Here is a 16,986-nt window from a genome sequence, read left to right on the forward strand (position 1 = left end):
GGGGACTGACCGGTGCGGTTTTCACCCTCTCCCTTTTAGGGAGAGGGCAGGGGGGAGGGTATTAAGTGCGCCTCTATATACCGCTGATAGCGGTTCGCCTTCAGATAACACAGATCCACCAGCACCAGCCCGTCGATACAGTTATTGAACGCCGGATCGCTGCCGAAATCGATAAACTGCACGCCGCCTGGTTCGCATAGCTCGGAATACTGTTTGTAGAGCGGCGGGATGCCGCAGCCCAGGTTGCCGAGCAGGGATTTGAGCTTTGTCAGGTCATCCACGTAATCCACCCCGCCAAATTGCGCCAGCACGTCTGGCAGGGATGCGGGATAGGGCTGGCGCGAGGCGGCTAGCGGATGCGTCGCCGGGAACCACAGGCGGTAAAAGGCGACCAGCAGATCCCGCGCGGCAGGCGGTAACCCCCCGGAGATGGACACCGGGCCAAACAGGTAACGGTAATGAGGATAGCGTGCCAGATAGGCGCCAATACCTGACCACAGATAGTCCAGACCGCGACGCCCCCAGTAGCGCGGCTGTATAAAGCTACGCCCCAGCTCAATGCCGTGCTCCAGTATGTCCTGCATTTTTTCGTCGTAGTGGAACAGGCTGTAGCTGTACAACCCCTCGACGCCGCGCTTTTCCACCTGCATGGCCGTTGGCATAAAGCGGTACGCGCCGACAATCTCCAGGTCATCGTCATCCCACAAAATGAGGTGCAGATAGTCATCATCGTAGCTGTCCGTATCCCGCCGCTTCCCGCTGCCTTCCTCCACGGCACGAAAGGCAATCTCGCGCAGCCGCCCCAGCTCGCGCAGCAGAGGCGCCTCTTCCTGCCCGTTGCGCTGCCAAAGATAGATGGCCTTACCATCGCTCGTTTTTCCCAGACACTCGGCCTGCGCCAGTTCTCGCTTCAGCGTGGCTCTGTCTTCCGGGCGGGCAATGGCGCACTGGGTTTTAAAGACGCCAGGCAATCCCTTGCCAAGACGTATCACGTGCTGACGACACTGCTCGGCCATCTCACGCGATGAAAGGGTAGAACTAAACCGGTCATTCCAGGCAATCTGCTGGCCGATTTTGATCGGCAACTGACTGTGACGGCGGCGAAACATCTGTTGCATCAACAGCAGCATGGATACCGTTGGCGAGACCAGGGTACTGGCATAAAACAGCAGGCTGTTGTGCGCCTGGATATGTACCGGAAGTAGCGGCACCCGTAATTTGCCAGCCAGCTTGATAAAGCCCGGATGCCATTTTTTATCGCGTATGCCTTTGCGCGTTGGGCGGGAAACTTCGCCCGCCGGAAAGAAGATCAGCACACCGGCGTTTTGCAGGTGCTGCTCCATCTGTATCAGCGAAGCTTTTGCGGTTCTGCCGCCCATATTATCCACGGGAATAAACAATGAACTGAGGGGCTCAAGGTGGGACAGCATCCTGTTGGTAACAACCCTGACGTCGCGGCGCACGCGGGAAACGGCGTACAGCAACGCCAGCCCATCCAGCGTGCCAGTGGGGTGGTTCGCTATCACTATGAGTGGGCCGTGTTCGGGGATTTGTTCGAGATCGCGGGCGGAAACGGAGCAGTGAATATCAAGGTGTTCCAGAACCTGATCCACCATATCCAGCCCTTTCAGGTGACGGTGGCTGGCAGCAAACTGCTGAAATTCGTCTTCGTGAAGCAGTCTTTTTAACAGACTTTTTTGCCAGGGTGCGGGCCTCGCCTGAGGCCAAAGGTCATCAAGAACGCTGTCGAGACTAAACATTGATCACTCCTCCTGCCGTCTTGCCCAGACAGTAGAAGGAGGAGATGTCGTTTGTATTGCAGTTTGGTGAAGATTAGCGCAGAGAGCAGGGCGGGTAAGGCGAAGTCGCCACCCGGCGCTAAAGCGGATTAACGCAGAATTTTCTTCTCGGCCAGATCCAGCGCGAAATAGCTGAAGATCAGATCCGCGCCCGCACGTTTGATCGCCCCCAGGCTTTCGAGGATCACTTTCTCTTCGTCGATGGCACCCGCCTGCGCGGCGAATTTGATCATCGCGTACTCACCGCTCACCTGGTAGGCGCCCAGCGGCAGTTCGGTGCGTTCGCGAATGTCGCGCAGGATATCCAGGTACGCGCCAGCCGGTTTCACCATCAGACAGTCAGCGCCCTGGGCTTCATCAAGCAGAGATTCACGAATCGCTTCGCGGCGGTTCAGCGGGTTCATCTGATAGGTTTTACGATCGCCTTTCAGCGCCGTGCCCGCTGCTTCACGGAACGGACCGTAGAAAGAGGAGGCGAATTTGGTGGAGTAGGACATGATGGCGGTGTCGGTGAAGCCCGCGGCATCCAGCGCATGGCGAATCGCCTGTACCTGCCCATCCATTGCCGCAGAAGGCGCAATGAAATCCGCACCCGCGGCGGCGGCAACCACCGCCTGCTTGCCCAGATTCAGCAGGGTCGCATCGTTGTCCACGCCGTGATCGCACAGCACACCACAGTGGCCATGAGAGGTGTATTCGCAGAAGCAGGTATCGGACATGACGATCATCTCCGGCACACTCTCTTTGCAGATGCGCGACATGCGTGCCACGAGGCCGTCTTCTTTCCAGGCATCGCTGCCGGTCGCGTCAGTGTGGTGGGAGATACCGAACGTCATCACCGAGCGGATGCCCGCATTCGCAATGCGTTCGATCTCGCGGGCCAGATGCTTTTCAGGAATGCGCATCACGCCCGGCATCGCGTCGATGGCTTTGTAGTCATCGATCTCTTCTTCAACAAAAATCGGCAACACCAGATCGTTTAAGGTCAGTGTTGTCTCTTCAAACATGGCGCGCAGTGCGGGTGACTTGCGCAGGCGACGGGGACGTGCAATTAAATCGGTCATGGTATGCCTGATGTTTGTGGAACAAAGAGGTATAGTGTACCTGAAAGCAGGGAGCGGTGTTTTACTAAAGTTGTCTTTTAGATTTTCGAAATCGACTAATATACGCTGCATGTATTTAGTCTATATTATAAATCTTATTCTGATGTTCAGCGTGGCGTGTAATATTGGTGAGGCTTCTATATTGGTTTGGGATTATAAATATAAATGATTAATTGCTTTTTATTATATGTGTCGAAGCAACTAAAGTAGTTTGCAATCAGTTGAATTTATAATATTTATTCATAATGATTGATATTGCCGTGGGTTTATAAGCTTATTTGTCTGAATACGGACTTAATGGAATCATTCATTGAACCTTTTCGAAGTGAAACTGCATAATTCCTTCCGCAATTTAATGTTGCTAAATGATTTGATGGACAAACTTGCTTACGTCCCTGAGGAGGGATGACCCAATGCAAACATGGAAAAAGAAACTGGTTGTATCACAACTTGCATTAGCCTGCACACTGGCTATCGCTTCTCAGGCCAATGCGAAAGATATATCCGGCACGACATATAATACTTTTGGATATGACAATACTGCGTCCACGCCCTGGTATTATGGTTATGCTGACTGGAATTATTCAGATGCCACACATGATGGTGACATTTATCCGGTCGTCAATAAATCAACCGTAAACGGAGTTATTTCGACATACTATCTGGATGATGGTGTCAATGGCCGTGCGAACGCGTTGAGTATTTCTAACAGCACCATTAATGGCATGATCACCTCAGAGTGTATGACCACGACGTGTGCAGATGGCGTAGATACTGACGGCACCGCTCATACCCAGTATGATCGTTTTAGCCTGACCGTTGATAACTCCACCATCAACGATACCTACGAGCATTACGCGTATGATGTCGTCAATGGCGAAACCACTGAAACGCATTATCTGGACACCTATGATCTGGGTAACGCCATCACGCTGGACGTTGAATCTGATATCGTTATTCAGAACAATTCCCACGTTGCGGGTATCACGCTGACGCAGGGTTACCAGGATCTGGATAACACGCCATACGACGGTGTTGAAGGCGTTGCTAACAGCAGCAATGTCTTTACCGATACGCTGGTGGTGAAAGACTCTGTGCTGACCTCCGGTGCGTACAGCGATCTGGGTACCAGCGGCTTCTACGGTCAAACGGCGAAGCCGAGCGACTACGGTGAAACCAACGCCACGGCTGCGGATGATGCGGCGCTGATCGTTGTGGCTGGCGCGTCTGATAACGCTATGCAGACCACCGCTACCTTCGATCACTCTACCATTACCGGCGACATCCTTTTCTCCAGCACCTTTGATAACAACTTCTACGAGAATGGCGATCCGGCAACGGATACCACCGATGACGGCATCTATAACCCAACTACCAACGGCTGGGATGATACCGACAAGCTGGATGTCACGCTGACCAACGGCAGTAAATGGGTGGGTGCCGCGCAGTCCAGCGTTGAGGCCATCGGCACGGCGCAGATGTATGGTGAAGGCTACAGCAATGTAGACTGGCATGCACTTTCTCCAAACAGCATCTGGCCTGATTCTACCTTTGATAGCAACGGTCACGTTGCAGGCGAAGAGGTTTATCAGAGCGGCCTGTTCAACGTGGCGCTGGATAACGGTTCCGAGTGGGATACCCGTAAGATCTCCAACATCGACGCGCTGACGGTGAACAACCAGTCTCAGGTCAATGTTGAAAACTCCGGCCTGCTGGCGGATTCCATCACCCTGACCAATGCGTCTAGCCTGAACATCGGCGACAACGGCGCGGTAGCAACCGATAGCCTGTATCTGGATAGCTACAGCCGTGCGGCACTGACTGAAGAGACAGCTGAGCTGTATGCCAACACCATTACCGTGGACAACGGTGCAGAGCTGGCGCTGGGTCTGGGTCAGGTTGATACGCACAATATGGTGCTGACCGATGGCGGTGTACTCAACGTTGCCAGCCGCGATTATGTGCTGAACAGCGACCTGAACAACGCACGGTATATCACCAACGATCGCAATAAAGCGGACTACGACTATGGTGTTGTCGCGCTGAACTCTGACGGTCATCTGGCGGTGAACGGTGACGTTGCCGGTAACTATAAAGTGCGCATCGACGATGCGACCGGCGCAGGCTCCGTAGCTGACTACAAAAACAAAGAGATCATTCGCGTCTATGACAATAACGCGGATACCGCTGCCAGCTTTACTGCGGCAAATAAAGCTGATTTAGGTGCATACACCTATCAGGCGCAGCAGAAGGGCGACACCGTTGTTCTCCAGCAGGAAGAGCTGACTGACTACGCCAACATGGCGCTGAGCATTCCTTCTGCTAATACCAACATCTGGAATCTGCAACAGGATACCGTGGGTACCCGTCTGACCAACAGCCGTCATGGCCTGGCAGATAACGGCGGCGCATGGGTGAGCTATTTCGGCGGCAACTTTGACGCGGATAATGGCACCGTTAGCTACGATCAGGACGTAAGCGGCATTATGGTAGGTCTGGATACTCAGATCGACGGTAATAACGCGAAGTGGATTGTCGGTGGTGCGGCTGGTTTCGCGAAGGGTGATATCAGCGATCGTACGGGTCAGGTCGATCAGGACAGCCAGACTGCGATGATCTACGCGTCGGCGAAGTTCATGAACGATATCTTCCTCGACAGCTCACTGAGTTACACCCGCTTCAACAACGAGCTCTCTGCCACCATGAGCAATGGTCAGTATGTTGACGGTAATACCACGACTGACGCCGTTGGTTTCGGGATGAAACTGGGCTATGACTGGAAACCAAACCTGTCTGGCTACGTCACGCCTTACGCGGCGATTTCTGGCCTGTTCCAGTCCGGTGATGACTACCAGTTAAGCAACGACATGCGTATCGATGGTCAGTCTTACGACAGTATGCGTTATGAACTCGGCGTGGATGCAGGTTATACCTTCAACTACGGCGGCGAGCAGGCATTAACGCCTTACTTCAAACTGGCTTACGTGTATGACGATGCTGACAACAATGCTGATATCAACAACGACAGCATTGATAACGGCGTAGAAGGCTCTGCGGTTCGCGTGGGACTGGGTACTCAGTTCAGCTTCACGAAAAACTTCAGTGCTTACACTGATGCGACTTATCTGGGCGGCGGCGATGTTGACCAGAACTGGGGAGCAAACCTGGGTGTGAAATATACCTGGTAAGAAAAAAACGCGGGGGATTTTGCCCCCGCTTTTTTATGTGCTTTAAAAATAATAAAGAACCGACAGATACAGATGACTTGAGGTATGCATGAACGTTAATGCGAAACCACTTTCTGAATTAAGCCGGCTCATTAAGTGTCTGGAAATCGCCGGTACCCCATTTAAGACCGAACCACAACAATTAATAACTACCGGCAATAATGATGATGAACCATTGACCGTTGTCATACAATCCGGTCTGACTGCCGTCCACCGTAAATCAGACGAATTACTTATGGGTATTGCTCGGGCACCGTATATCCACGGTTTAAGCGCATGGATAAATGACAACTATCTTGAATATTCTCTGATTGCACAAACACCTTGTACCGGATTTTATTTGCCTGCCTCTACTGCATGCGAACTTATTCAAGAAGCGCATGTTTGGCAAGAAGCTTTCTGCTGGCTGTCATGGCTAAACCATTTACTGGGAAAACGTGATATACAGCTGATTGGAAATAATTCCTATAGCCAAATTCGGGCGATGCTGTTGAATATGGCCGAGTGGGATGACGCGCTACGTTCAAAAATTGGTGTTATGAATCATATTCAGCGTAGCACGCGTATTTCTCGTTCGGTCGTTGCGGAGGTTCTGGCGGCGCTGCGTCAGGGGAACTACATCAATATGAGCCGGGGCAAACTGGTCAGTATCAACCGTTTGCCCACGGACTATTGAGATCAGTTAGAGGCCGTAAGCACCTGCGCTTTATTGGCGCTCAGCTCGGCCACCAGATTATTTACGCCATCACTCATATTCACGAAGCGTGTATTTGGCGACCGGGTGACCACCACAAAAGCACCTACGTTTGATTGCGGAATCATCGCCATATAGGTGATGAATCCGCCACCTCCACCGGTTTTTTGAATAATCCCCGGTCGGCCATCTTTTGGCGCCATATACACCCAGCCCATGCCGAGGGCATCGGCTTTACCGGGTACATCCATGCCAATGACGCGACGTAACTGAGCACGCTGGTAGATGAGCGTCTGCATGCGGTCGGCCTGATTGCTGCGCGCGTAAAAATCCGATGAGAGGAACTGTTGCATCCAGCGCATCATGTCGCCAGGCGTAGAGTAAACTCCACCGCTGCCAATGGCGGCCAGCGTGTTATTGCACGGGCTGGCCCCTTTTTCCGCCACCATCAGACGCTTGCACTGGTCCGGGGAGGGGGTGTAAGTGGTATCTTTCATCCCGAGCGGACGCGTGATCTGCTCTTCAAACAGTTGAGGGTAGGGCTTACCCGAGGCCGTCGCTAAAGCGTCGGCCAGCAGATCAAACGCCAGGTTAGAATAGCCAGCCTGCGAGCCCGGGGCCGATTTCAGGGTTGCTGTGCTCAGGTAGTTCCAGCGTTGCTCACGGGTTGGCCAGACAAAGACAGGGCGATGCGCAGCGCCACCGGGCTGTTCTCGCGGCAGGGCGCTGGTATGGGTCGCCAGATTCACCAGTCTGATCGGCGTTCCCTGATATGTCGGAACGCGAGCGCCGGGCGGCGCATATTTGCTGAGCGGATCGTCGAGTTTCACCACGCCCTGATCGAGCAGTTTCACCAGCATTTCGCTGGTCATCAGCTTGGTTATCGACGCGACACGGATAACGGAATCCAGCTGCGGACGAACGTTATTTCCCGGTCGTGTTTCACCGAAGCTGCGAAACACCCGCTGGTTACCGTCGATCACGACCAGCGCCATTCCCGTCGCACCGCTGCCGTAATAAATAAGGTTCGCGTAGCGATCGGCAATGTCAGAGGCCAGAACCGGGGCCGTCAGAGGCTGGGCTGCCTGGGCGGTGGACAGGCTCACCGCACACAGCGCGGCGATAGAGAGCAGACAACGTTTCAACGAAAAGCATCCATCAAGTGAATAAGGAAAGTTACGGGTAGTTATACTACTAATCGGCGTCGGGCAATGGCCCGATTTGCATAACGATAGCGAGAAAAACGTAACCGTGGGTAAATTTGAACAATTTACTTGCAGCGTGGCTCCCATTTTGTGACATCGACCGTATGATAGACGCTACGATCGCTGTTGCGAATGAAACGCACCGAAACGATTCTTGAAAACTGGGAAGCGAACTAATAATTCACCCGCAGGTCTCACTTTTTTGCCTGAGCCGGGAGGCTGGTACAGGCAAGGTTTCGTGTGGCGATATGTTGAACACAGCAACAGCCATAACAACAAGAAGGAAGCACAATGTTTAAGTCTTTTTTCCCAAAGCCGGGGCCCTTTTTCCTGTCGGCATTTATTTGGGCACTGCTGGCTGTCATTTTCTGGCAGGCCGGTGGCGGCGCGTGGCTGACCCGTCTTACGGGGGCAACGGGCGATATTCCCATTAGCGCAGCGCGCTTCTGGTCCATGAGCTATCTGCTTTTCTACGCTTATTACGTGCTCTGCGTAGGGCTTTTTGCCATGTTCTGGTTTGTCTATTCTCCTCACCGCTGGCAATACTGGTCGATTCTCGGCACGTCGTTAATCATCTTTGTCACCTGGTTCCTGGTTGAGGTGGGCGTAGCGGTCAACGCCTGGTATGCGCCGTTTTACGATCTGATCCAGACGGCGCTGAGTTCGCCGCATAAAGTGACCATTAACCAGTTCTACCATGAGGTGGGGATCTTCCTCGGCATCGCCCTCATCGCCGTGGTGATCGGCGTGATGAATAACTTTTTCGTCAGCCACTATGTGTTCCGCTGGCGTACCGCGATGAACGAACACTATATGGCGCACTGGCAGCACCTGCGACATATCGAAGGTGCCGCACAGCGTGTGCAGGAAGACACCATGCGTTTTGCCTCTACTCTGGAAGATATGGGCGTGAGCTTTATCAACGCCATCATGACGCTGATCGCCTTCCTGCCGGTGCTGGTGACGCTCTCGTCGCACGTTCCGGAGCTGCCGATTGTCGGCCATCTGCCCTACGGCCTGGTGATTGCCGCGATTGTCTGGTCGCTGATGGGAACGGGGCTGCTGGCGGTGGTAGGGATCAAGTTGCCGGGGCTGGAGTTTAAAAACCAGCGCGTGGAAGCGGCCTACCGTAAAGAGCTGGTGTATGGTGAAGACGATGCCAACCGTGCGTCACCGCCTACCGTGCGTGAGCTGTTTGGCGCCGTACGTCGTAACTACTTCCGCCTCTATTTCCATTACATGTATTTCAATATCGCGCGCATTCTTTATCTTCAGGTTGATAACGTTTTCGGGTTGTTCCTGCTGTTCCCGTCCATCGTTGCGGGTACGATTACGCTCGGTCTGATGACCCAAATCACCAACGTCTTTGGTCAGGTTCGCGGTTCGTTCCAGTATCTGATTAGCTCCTGGACTACGCTTGTGGAGCTGATGTCCATCTACAAACGTTTACGCAGTTTCGAGCGTGAGCTGGACGATAAGGACGTGCAGGAAGTCACCCATACATTAGGTTAAAAAGGAATTGCTATGCCATTTGCCGTACCACGTGCATTACCTCTGACGTTACTCGCCGCTTTCGTGCTGGCGGGCTGTGCCGAAAAAGGGGCTGCCCCGCTCAAAGAAGGGGAGAAGCCTGTGGATGTGGCGAGCGTGGTGCGGCAGAAGATGCCCGCCAGCGTGAAGGATCGCAGTGAGTGGGCTGATGCGCTGGCAACGACCTTCAAAAGCCAGAAGATCGCGCCTACCGAAGAGAATATCTGCTCGGTGCTCGCGGTGGCGCAGCAGGAATCGATGTATCAGTCAGATCCTGTTGTGCCTGGCCTGAACAAAATCGCCTGGAAAGAGATCGACCGCCGGGCCGAATCGATGCATATCCCGGTTTTCCTGGTACATACCGCCCTTAAAATCACCTCGCCAAACGGTAAAAGCTATAGCGAACGGCTGGATACGGTGAAAACCGAGAAGCAGCTTAGCGCCATTTTCGATGATTTCATCAATATGGTGCCGATGGGGCAGAAGCTGTTTGGATCGCTGAATCCGGTGCATACCGGCGGTCCGATGCAGGTGAGTATCGCATTTGCGGAAAAGCATACCGACGGCTATCCGTGGGGTATCGATGGTACGGTGCGTCAGGAGGTCTTCTCTCTGCGCGGTGGGCTGTGGTTTGGGACGTATCACCTGCTGAATTATCCGGCCAACTACGATAAACCGCTGTATCGCTTTGCCGACTTTAATGCGGGCTGGTATGCCAGCCGAAATGCAGCCTTCCAGAATGCGGTAAGCCGCGCCAGCGGTGTGAAGCTCGCTTTGGATGGCGATCTCATTGCATACGGCAGCAGTGAGGCTGGGACCACCGAACGTGCGGTGCGAAAACTCTCGACGAAGCTGGAGATGAGCAACAACGACATTCGCCGACAGCTGGAGAAGGGCGACAGCCTGGCGTTTGAGAAAACGGATCTCTATAAGCAGGTCTTTGCGCTGGCCGAGAAGAAAAGTGGAAAGGCATTACCCAGAGCCATTCTGCCAGGGATTCAGCTGGAAAGCCCGAAGATCACGCGTAACCTGACGACCGCCTGGTTCGCGAAACGCGTGAACGATCGTCGGGCACGCTGTATGGGACTGTAATCAGTGGCGATTGCGCCAGCGCAGGACGAGGGCAATCACGCCCAGAACCATGCTGCCCGCGAGGAAGGGAATGAGTCCAAATACGGTGCTCACGCCTAAACCGATTTCAACGCGTGGGCGGCCTGTATCCTGCACCTGCATCAGATGCTCATACACGCCAGGAGCATGCACCAGCATATTCAGCAGTTGGGTTCCTGCCCAGAAACAAAACAGAACAAACAGGGCATAGGCAATATTCCCCGCCGTGGAGGTTTTTGGTTGTTTTCCGCCAAAAATCGGTTTCGACAATGTAAAGTCTGCCATAAGACCTCCCGAAAATATCACTCTGTTTTAATACGCGTCGTACAGGGTGAGTGTGACAGGTCATAGCATTTGTCAATATCAGAATCGTGGGAAATTCGGTTCAGGATTTCTCCTGGATTGTCGAATTCTGCATCACGTCACAAATTGATAACATAAGTGAAACTGCGCTGCTTTTCAGAATTTACGTATCCGCCACAGACGCCTTTATCAAACTGTGAGAGGATAGTTTTTTTTCTGCCGGAGTTGTCATGAAGCTCACTTCCAAACTACGCCGTGACTGGCATTACTACGCCTTTGCGATCGGGCTGATCTTTATTCTCAACGGTGTTGTCGGGCTGCTGGGATTTGAAGCGAAAGGCTGGCAAACCTATGCGGTTGGGCTGGTGACCTGGGTAATCAGTTTCTGGCTGGCGGGATTCATTATCCGCCGTCGCCCCGATGAGACGACGACGGCAGAGAAAACCGACTAACCGTTAGTTAACGGAGCTTTTCAGGGCGCTGTCAGCGGCGTGACGCTCCAGCGCCAGTTCAATCAGGCGGGTGATCAGTTCCGGATAGCTTATCCCGCTGGCCTGCCACAGTTTCGGGTACATGCTGATATTGGTAAAGCCCGGCAGGGTGTTGATTTCGTTAATCACCACCTCGTTATCCGGCGTCAGAAACACGTCGACGCGCGCCATCCCACAGCATCCCAGCGCCTGATAGGCTTCAACGGCGATCGCGCGGATCTTGTCGTTAACGTCAGGATCGAGCGCGGCGGGGACCACAACCTGGGCACCTTTGTCGTCAATATATTTGGTGTCGTAGGAATAGAAGTCGCTGTTCAGCACTACTTCACCGCAGGTACTCGCCTGCGGGAAGTCGTTGCCCAGTACGGCGCACTCAATTTCGCGTCCGTTAATTCCCTGCTCAACCACCACCTTATGGTCAAACTCAAAGGCCAGACGAACGGCTTCGTTAAACTGCGCTTCGCTGGTGACTTTGCTGACGCCAACGGACGAGCCCTGATTTGCTGGTTTCACAAATAGCGGCAGGCCGAGTTGCGCCTGGATCTGCGCGAAGCTATGTTTATCGCGGTTGGCACGAGTAAGCGTCACGAACGGCGCAATATTCAGACCGGCGTCGCGCAGGAGACGTTTTGTGACGTCTTTATCCATGCAGGCGGCAGAGCCCAGCACATCGGAACCGACAAACGGCAGGTTCGCCATCCGCAGCATGCCTTGCAGGGAGCCGTCTTCGCCCAGCGTGCCGTGAACGATAGGAAACACCACGTCAATCTGTGCCAGCGCCTGCGCGTTCCCGGCATCGATAAGCTGTCCCTGTACCACGCCTGGAACCGTTGCGACGCTGATATCAGAAGGATTAAGGGCGATGTGCGCCGGATCGTCAGCGTGTAACAGATACTGGCTGGCATCGTTAACATGCCACTGGCCCTGTTTATCTATGCCCAGCAGCACCACGTCAAAACGGCTTTTATCAATCGCATCAACGATATTTTTAGCCGATTGCAATGACACCTCGTGCTCTGCCGATTTTCCCCCAAAGACAATACCTACGCGCTGCTTTGCCATCTCACTCTCTTCCAGTCTGACGAAAAGCCAATAACATACCACGATGCCCGGCGGGTTTCGCGGCCTTCTGCCATAATGTTTTGAGGGATGCTGAAGGGGGGCGCGTGAAAGGAAAAGGTCTGTTTATTCTTATTGTTATTGCCGGGATCGTCACGGTGGGCTACCGCTGGTTGCCGTCGCAGTACAACCCTTTCGTGCCGCTTACGCTTGACGATCCGCCCGGAAAAATAACCCAGTTTAAACTTCGGCGTTTAACCCCCCAGGCGTGCGAAAGCCTGTTAACGCAGGCGAACCAACGTCGGCTTATCCGTACCCAGGCGGTCGCTGACAGCGCCGGGGAGTGTCCACTGAGTAACGTGGTGCGCGTACGTGATTTTGGCCCGGTCAGTCTGAACAGCAGCTTTCTTGCCAGTTGCCCGCTGGCGTTAAGTTCGGCGCTGTTTGTCAGCCAGCAGGCCCGGCCGCTCACCAAAACCTGGACGGGAAGCGAGCTTGCGCGTATTGAACATCTGGGCAGCTTTGCCTGCCGCAATATCTACAGCCGCCCGGATGCGCGGCGCAGCGAACATGCCACGGCGGATGCGCTGGATATCAGCGCTTTCAGGCTGGCAAACGGACAGCGTGTTACCGTTCTAAACGGCTGGAAAGCGGAAAAGACGCAGCCCTGGCTACAGGCGCTGCTCTCGGCAAGCTGTGGTTATTACGGTAACGGTCTGGGACCGGACTATAATGCCGCCCATGCCAACCATTTCCATCTGGGAATGCGCGGATATGGATTATGTCGATGAAGCATAATCTTCCGCCGAAATTTGGATAAATTGTGACTTATTTCACAAATATGATGACTGGGAAGATAAAACACCAAAGTCTGCAAGGCCGCATCTCTGGCGCTATGTCATTGCGCGTAACTTGCTAATCTGTCGGCGAATTCGCCTAAAAATGAAGACTATTTCTGTTATGGAATCCTGGAAAGTTAACCTCATTTCAGTCTGGTTCGGCTGCTTCTTCACCGGACTGGCTATCAGCCAGATATTGCCCTTCCTGCCGCTGTATGTGTCGCAGCTGGGGGTCACTTCCCATGAAGCGCTCTCCATGTGGTCCGGCCTGACGTTCAGCGTGACGTTTCTGGTCTCCGCCATTGTGTCGCCGATGTGGGGTAGCCTGGCAGATCGCAAGGGGCGCAAGTTGATGCTGCTCCGCGCCTCGCTGGGGATGGCGATAGCCATTTTGCTCCAGGCCTTCGCCACCAACGTCTGGCAGCTGTTTATTCTGCGGGCGATAATGGGGCTGACCTCCGGGTACATTCCGAATGCCATGGCGCTGGTGGCCTCACAGGTACCGCGTGAGCGAAGCGGCTGGGCGCTCAGCACGCTTTCCACCGCCCAGATCAGCGGGGTCATTGGCGGCCCGCTGCTCGGCGGCTTCCTGGCGGACCATGTCGGGCTGCGTGCGGTCTTTATCATTACTGCGATCCTGCTGACGATTAGCTTTCTGGTCACCCTTTTTCTGATTAAAGAGGGCGGGCGGCCTGTTGTCAGCAAATCCGAACGCCTGAGCGGAAAAGCGGTTTTCGCCTCGCTGCCTTATCCTGGCCTGATGATTAGCCTCTTTGTGACGACGATGGTGATCCAGCTCTGTAACGGCTCGGTGGGGCCGATTCTGGCGCTGTTTATCAAGTCGATGGCGCCGGACAGCAGCAACATTGCGTTTCTGAGCGGGATGATTGCCGCCGTGCCGGGCGTGTCGGCGCTGATGTCTGCTCCGCGCCTGGGGAAACTGGGCGACAGGATCGGTACGGCACGTATTCTGATGGCAACGCTCATCATTGCGGTGATCCTTTTCTTTGCCATGTCATTCGTCACCACACCTCTTCAGTTGGGCATCCTGCGCTTCCTGCTTGGCTTCGCGGATGGCGCCATGCTGCCCGCTGTTCAGACGCTGCTGGTGAAATATTCCAGTGACCAGGTAACCGGCCGCATTTTTGGCTACAACCAGTCGTTCATGTATTTAGGCAACGTAGCGGGCCCGCTTATTGGCGCCTCGGTCTCGGCGATGGCGGGTTTCCGCTGGGTATTTGCCGCGACGGCGGTGGTGGTACTGCTGAATATTATTCAACTGGCCTTTGCCTTACGCCGTCGCAGGCGAATCGCTGAGGCAAAGTCGGCCCGGTAAACACGATAATATATTATTTATTCTTATGAACGCCGCATTTTTATATAACGAAATGCGGCGTCTTTCTTTTAGAAAAACGTTTCGCTTTCTCCCCGAAATATCTTTTTTGGCAGCGATGTCACTTTTGCATAAGATAAAGCCAATCCATGCTTTTCATTATTCAGTGAGGGTGTTAATTTCAGGGGAAATCACATAAGGAAATAGCACCATGAAAAATCTCATTGCTGAGTTGTTGGTTAAGCTTGCCCAAAAGGAAGAAGAGTCGAAAGAGCTGGTTGCCCAGGTCGAGGCGCTGGAAATCGTTGTGACGGCGCTGCTGCGACAGATGGCAAAACCAGAGCAGGAGGCGTTGATCGACAACGTTGAAGGCGCGCTGGAAAAAGCTCGCCCTGATTCACAGGTTCCCGCAGAGGATGCGGAGCTGCTTCAGCAATACGTAAAAAAGCTTTTGAGGCATCCTCGCAGTTAACCGGCCAGAGGTGAAATGACATGCCACAGAATTGTCATGCAGGATGCCTGGCGTCGCTCTGTTTTTATTTTTACACATTTTTCAGGGTAAATTAAATTGAGACAGAGCACAGTTTTCACCGCATAATTTCTGCTATTAATTACCGCCTCCCTGCCGGCGAAACCGGATAATGATCATTGTGCCGCTACAGGGCTGAAATAACCGCGAAGCCCGGCGAAAATCAGGTGCGCAGGGTGGTTTTTTTTTCGTAACGAACCAGACTTAACGTGGAACTTCACATAAAGGATGGTGCAATGAAAACAACAATACTGATTACCCTGCTCTCTGGCCTGTGTCTGATGGCATCAGCACATGCGGAAGAGAAAACGTTGACGCCCCAGCAGCAACGCATGACGACCTGTAACCAACAGGCGACATCGCAAAGCCTGAAAGGGGATGCCCGTAAAACGTACATGAGCGACTGCCTAAAAAATGGTGCGACAAAACCCGGTGAAAAAAGCCTGACCCCGCAGCAGCAAAAAATGCGCGAGTGCAATGCCCAGGCGACACAGCAGATGCTGAAAGGCGACGATCGCAGCAAGTTCATGAGCGCGTGCCTGAAAAAACAGGCGTAGTGCTAACGGGTGAGTCACGGCTGTGGCTCACCCAAAATTTCATACTTTCCCCGCTATCCCCCTCTCTATAATTTGGGAAAATGTTTCAGAATATTCCCAAAGATGATGAATGATGAGTTTTATGACAGTCACGAGAACATTCGGGAAGCGTGGCACCAGCAGCTTTCTCAGGATGATTCATACTGTTCCGGTCTGCGATTTGCCCGGCGAATACGGCTGGCACGCATCGTTGGTCTGGCGGCGATATTTGTTCCGCTTGCCAGCGTTCTGGTGAGCCAGTTTCTTTCCGGCGTCTGGTGGTTATTGCTGGTGGGCTGGGTCTTTGTCTGGCCCCATCTGGCCTGGCAGCTGGCTTTTCGTTCGGCTGAACCCCACAGCAGTGAAATTGTTAATCTGAAAATCGATGCCATTCTTGCCGGTGTCTGGATGGGGCTAACAGGGTTCAATGCGCTACCAACGGCGGCGCTGATCATGATGATCGGCATGAATATGATGGGATCGGGGGGATGTCGCTTATTTCTGACAGGACTGGCGCTGCTTGCCCTGTCTGCTCTGCTCACCGTGCAATCCACGGGTACTCCTGTGCTGTTGACCTCTGCACCGCTGGCGTTGTGGCTGACGCTCCCCGTGCTGGTGGTCTACCCCATGCTGTTTGCATGGCTCAGCCACCGCACGGCGATCCGGCTGGCAGAGCATAAGCGTCGGCTTGAGCTGATGAGTACCCGCGACGGAATGACCGGCGTGTTCAATCGCCGTCACTGGGAAACGCTGCTGCGTTACGAATTTGAGGCCTGCCGTCGCAGCCATCGACAGGCGACGATACTGCTCATTGATATCGATCACTTCAAGGCGATCAACGACACCTGGGGGCATGACGTGGGAGATGAAGCGATTGTTGCCATCACGCGCCAGCTTCAGCTGACTCTGCGCTCAGGCGATTATATTGGCCGCTTTGGTGGGGATGAGTTCGCGGTGATCATGTCCGGCACGCCTGCCGACAGCGCGATTGCAGCGATGTCGCGCGTCCATGAACGGCTGGTCAACATGCCGCTGCACGGAGCACCAACGGCGAGGTTGTGTATCAGCGTTGGGGTTGCCCCCTGGGGGGCGCAGTTCACCCACTATCGTGAATGGCTAAAGGCGGCGGACGTGGCCCTCTATAAAGCCAAAAATGCCGGACGGGGCCGCACCGAAGTGGCCGCCTGAC

15 protein-coding genes are annotated in these 16,986 nt (G+C 53.9%); 10 read left to right on the forward strand and 5 right to left on the reverse strand.

All coding sequences use genetic code 11. From position 1 onward, the window contains the following. Nucleotides 1-35 precede the first annotated feature (35 nt). The gene (locus ACOTX1_RS14450; protein ID WP_023315497.1) at nucleotides 36-1,760 is read right to left on the reverse strand and encodes a lysophospholipid acyltransferase family protein; all 1,725 of its coding nucleotides are present in this window, start codon (nucleotides 1,758-1,760) and stop codon (nucleotides 36-38) included. Between the two features lie 128 nt (nucleotides 1,761-1,888). Then, a complete protein-coding gene (gene hemB, locus ACOTX1_RS14455; protein WP_003859169.1) occupies nucleotides 1,889-2,863 on the reverse strand; it encodes a porphobilinogen synthase in 975 nt (324 codons plus the stop codon). Nucleotides 2,864-3,315: 452 nt separating this feature from the next. On the opposite strand from hemB, the gene ACOTX1_RS14460 reads away from it, so the two are divergent. Next, a complete protein-coding gene (locus ACOTX1_RS14460) occupies nucleotides 3,316-6,090 on the forward strand; it encodes an autotransporter outer membrane beta-barrel domain-containing protein (RefSeq protein ID WP_023315498.1) in 2,775 nt (924 codons plus the stop codon). Nucleotides 6,091-6,178: 88 nt separating this feature from the next. Further along, on the forward strand, nucleotides 6,179-6,805 hold the full coding sequence (locus ACOTX1_RS14465) for a helix-turn-helix domain-containing protein (protein ID WP_003859165.1): 627 nt from the start codon (nucleotides 6,179-6,181) through the stop codon (nucleotides 6,803-6,805). Nucleotides 6,806-6,807: 2 nt separating this feature from the next. On the opposite strand, the gene ampH is transcribed toward ACOTX1_RS14465, so the two are convergent. Further along, nucleotides 6,808-7,968, reverse strand: coding sequence for a D-alanyl-D-alanine-carboxypeptidase/endopeptidase AmpH (gene ampH / locus ACOTX1_RS14470; RefSeq protein WP_003859164.1), 1,161 nt, complete (start codon nucleotides 7,966-7,968; stop codon nucleotides 6,808-6,810). A gap of 351 nt (nucleotides 7,969-8,319) precedes the next feature. Between ampH and sbmA the strand changes: the two genes are divergently transcribed. Further along, nucleotides 8,320-9,540 (forward strand): peptide antibiotic transporter SbmA, encoded by a 1,221-nt coding sequence (sbmA, locus tag ACOTX1_RS14475; protein ID WP_003859162.1) that lies wholly within the window; start codon nucleotides 8,320-8,322, stop codon nucleotides 9,538-9,540. 12 nt (nucleotides 9,541-9,552) lie between these two features. Next, the gene (locus tag ACOTX1_RS14480; RefSeq protein ID WP_023315499.1) at nucleotides 9,553-10,650 is read left to right on the forward strand and encodes a DUF1615 domain-containing protein; all 1,098 of its coding nucleotides are present in this window, start codon (nucleotides 9,553-9,555) and stop codon (nucleotides 10,648-10,650) included. Here ACOTX1_RS14480 and ACOTX1_RS14485 read toward each other — a convergent pair whose 3' ends face one another. Then, nucleotides 10,651-10,953: a DUF2755 family protein gene (locus tag ACOTX1_RS14485; RefSeq protein ID WP_003859159.1), complete on the reverse strand. Its 303-nt coding sequence runs from the start codon at nucleotides 10,951-10,953 to the stop codon at nucleotides 10,651-10,653. It lies immediately after the preceding gene. A 248-nt stretch (nucleotides 10,954-11,201) separates the two neighbouring features. On the opposite strand from ACOTX1_RS14485, the gene ACOTX1_RS14490 reads away from it, so the two are divergent. Next, nucleotides 11,202-11,423, forward strand: a complete 222-nt coding sequence (locus ACOTX1_RS14490; protein ID WP_003859157.1) for a DUF2754 domain-containing protein — start codon at nucleotides 11,202-11,204, stop codon at nucleotides 11,421-11,423. A 3-nt stretch (nucleotides 11,424-11,426) separates the two neighbouring features. Here the strand turns inward: ACOTX1_RS14490 and ddlA are convergent, their stop codons facing one another. Further along, a complete protein-coding gene (gene ddlA, locus ACOTX1_RS14495) occupies nucleotides 11,427-12,524 on the reverse strand; it encodes a D-alanine--D-alanine ligase (protein WP_003859156.1) in 1,098 nt (365 codons plus the stop codon). Nucleotides 12,525-12,628: 104 nt separating this feature from the next. Between ddlA and ACOTX1_RS14500 the strand changes: the two genes are divergently transcribed. From ACOTX1_RS14500 to adrA, 5 genes are all read left to right on the forward strand, one after another. Beyond that, the gene (locus ACOTX1_RS14500; protein WP_003859154.1) at nucleotides 12,629-13,312 is read left to right on the forward strand and encodes an extensin family protein; all 684 of its coding nucleotides are present in this window, start codon (nucleotides 12,629-12,631) and stop codon (nucleotides 13,310-13,312) included. Nucleotides 13,313-13,481: 169 nt separating this feature from the next. Continuing rightward, the gene (locus ACOTX1_RS14505) at nucleotides 13,482-14,696 is read left to right on the forward strand and encodes a multidrug efflux MFS transporter (RefSeq protein ID WP_015571317.1); all 1,215 of its coding nucleotides are present in this window, start codon (nucleotides 13,482-13,484) and stop codon (nucleotides 14,694-14,696) included. Between the two features lie 208 nt (nucleotides 14,697-14,904). Further along, the gene (gene iraP / locus ACOTX1_RS14510; RefSeq protein ID WP_003859148.1) at nucleotides 14,905-15,165 is read left to right on the forward strand and encodes an anti-adapter protein IraP; all 261 of its coding nucleotides are present in this window, start codon (nucleotides 14,905-14,907) and stop codon (nucleotides 15,163-15,165) included. 293 nt (nucleotides 15,166-15,458) lie between these two features. Continuing rightward, a complete protein-coding gene (gene psiF, locus ACOTX1_RS14515) occupies nucleotides 15,459-15,779 on the forward strand; it encodes a phosphate starvation-inducible protein PsiF (protein ID WP_022650447.1) in 321 nt (106 codons plus the stop codon). 102 nt (nucleotides 15,780-15,881) lie between these two features. Then, nucleotides 15,882-16,985 carry a diguanylate cyclase AdrA gene (adrA, locus tag ACOTX1_RS14520; protein WP_023315500.1) on the forward strand — a complete coding sequence of 368 codons (1,104 nt, stop codon included), beginning with the start codon at nucleotides 15,882-15,884 and terminating at the stop codon, nucleotides 16,983-16,985. Nucleotide 16,986 lies beyond the last annotated feature (1 nt).

Source organism: Enterobacter cloacae complex sp. IR5401 (assembly GCF_049238425.1).
Lineage (GTDB): Bacteria > Pseudomonadota > Gammaproteobacteria > Enterobacterales > Enterobacteriaceae > Enterobacter > Enterobacter hormaechei_C.

Coding starts and splice junctions, on each gene's coding strand:
- ACOTX1_RS14450 (WP_023315497.1), bottom strand. CDS start 1,760: ATGTTTAGTCTCGACAGCGTTCTTGATGACCTTTGGCCTCAGGCGAGG.
- hemB (WP_003859169.1), bottom strand. CDS start 2,863: ATGACCGATTTAATTGCACGTCCCCGTCGCCTGCGCAAGTCACCCGCA.
- ACOTX1_RS14460 (WP_023315498.1), top strand. CDS start 3,316: ATGCAAACATGGAAAAAGAAACTGGTTGTATCACAACTTGCATTAGCC.
- ACOTX1_RS14465 (WP_003859165.1), top strand. CDS start 6,179: ATGAACGTTAATGCGAAACCACTTTCTGAATTAAGCCGGCTCATTAAG.
- sbmA (WP_003859162.1), top strand. CDS start 8,320: ATGTTTAAGTCTTTTTTCCCAAAGCCGGGGCCCTTTTTCCTGTCGGCA.
- ACOTX1_RS14480 (WP_023315499.1), top strand. CDS start 9,553: ATGCCATTTGCCGTACCACGTGCATTACCTCTGACGTTACTCGCCGCT.
- ACOTX1_RS14485 (WP_003859159.1), bottom strand. CDS start 10,953: ATGGCAGACTTTACATTGTCGAAACCGATTTTTGGCGGAAAACAACCA.
- ACOTX1_RS14490 (WP_003859157.1), top strand. CDS start 11,202: ATGAAGCTCACTTCCAAACTACGCCGTGACTGGCATTACTACGCCTTT.
- ddlA (WP_003859156.1), bottom strand. CDS start 12,524: ATGGCAAAGCAGCGCGTAGGTATTGTCTTTGGGGGAAAATCGGCAGAG.
- ACOTX1_RS14505 (WP_015571317.1), top strand. CDS start 13,482: ATGGAATCCTGGAAAGTTAACCTCATTTCAGTCTGGTTCGGCTGCTTC.
- iraP (WP_003859148.1), top strand. CDS start 14,905: ATGAAAAATCTCATTGCTGAGTTGTTGGTTAAGCTTGCCCAAAAGGAA.
- psiF (WP_022650447.1), top strand. CDS start 15,459: ATGAAAACAACAATACTGATTACCCTGCTCTCTGGCCTGTGTCTGATG.
- adrA (WP_023315500.1), top strand. CDS start 15,882: ATGATGAATGATGAGTTTTATGACAGTCACGAGAACATTCGGGAAGCG.